General features: G+C 73.7%; 1 protein-coding gene. It reads right to left on the bottom strand.

The annotated features are described in order from the left end of the window. Positions 1–1,341: helicase-related protein (locus AC5LSR_RS23030; RefSeq protein WP_493469013.1), on the bottom strand; the 1,341-nt coding region annotated here is incomplete at both ends.

Here is a 1,341-nt window from a genome sequence, read left to right as displayed (position 1 = left end):
GCGCGGGGGGAGGGCGGCGCTGAACTTCAGGCCGGCCAGGGCCTCGCCGGTGACGTGGGGGAGGCAGAGGCGGGACTGCAGGCCCGCGGTCGCGGCCTGCCAGCTGGCCGGGGTCAGGTCGGTGCGCAGGCGCAGGTAGGAGGCGGCCGGGGTCTGGAGGGGGTCGGCGAGGTCGCCGAGGCTCGCGGTGAGGGTGCGGTTGGCGCCTTCGCCGGCCCAGGTCCACCAACGGACGTCGGTCAGGTCCTCCGTCCGGACGATCATTGTGCCGCCCGGGTGGACGACGTTGAGGTGGTTCCCGCGGACGGCCGCGAGCCGCTGCGCCGCCCGGCGGGTGAGGGGGACCGGCGGGCCGGCGCCGAGCAGGACATCCCGCATCGCTCTGGTCAGCTCGAAGGACGTGGCGCCGTCGGCAGGGGCCAGCCAGCGGGCCCGGCCGCCGCTCTCGGCGGGCTCGACGAAACAGCGGCGGCGCTTCCAGTCGATGTGGGTGACCCGCCAGCTGCGGCCGGCGAGCAGCAGCAGCCGCGGGCCCTCGACGGGGCCGGTGAGCAGGACCGGGTCGGTGCGGCCTATCTCGTCGCGGCCGTGCAGGACGGTGAACTCGGGTGCCGCGGTGAAGACCGCGGTCAGCTCGGAGAAGTGCCGGTGGCCGAAGCGGCGCTCCGCCTCGGGGCCGACGAACAGCATGCCGCCGTCGGAGTCCAGGTAGCCCATGCGGACGAGGTGGCGCACGACCGGCTCCGCCGAGCGGTCGAAGGGCGCGAGGCCGTTCCACTCGTCCACCCAGGCCCGGTCGCCGACCCGGTTCTCCTGAAGGCAGTATGCGAGCAGCTGCTGGGCGACGATGTGCCGTGGCTCCGGCGGTGCGACGACCGGCTCGACCCAGCCGCGGCCCCACAGCAGCAACAGCCCGGCGGCATGCACGAGCGCACTCTCGTTCAGGGCGAGGAACAGGCAGTTGCGAGTCGTACCCGCCCGGCGGCCGGTGCGGCCGAGACGCTGCAGGAACGACGCGACGGTTCCCGGGGCGTTGATCTGGATGACCCGGTCGAGGTCGCCGACGTCGATGCCCAGCTCCAGGGTGCTGGTGGCGACGATCACGCAGTCCCGGGCCTGGGCGAAGGCCTCCTCGGACCGGCGCCGCTCATCGACGGACAGCGACGCGTGCGAGAGGAACGTCGTCACCCCGAGGGAACGCAGCGCCTGCCCGAGCTCCTCGACGATCTTCTTCGAGTCGCAGAACACGAGCCGCTTCTCACCCCGGTGCAGGGCGGCCAGCACCTTTGCCGCGTTCGGCACCGAGGCGACGTAGTCCAGCTCGATCTCACCCGCCGGCGG

Source organism: Protofrankia sp. CiP1_Cm_nod4 (genome assembly GCF_982290645.1).
The sequence above is the reverse complement of the archived record's forward strand: the minus strand, read 5'-3'. Positions and strand labels throughout refer to the sequence as shown.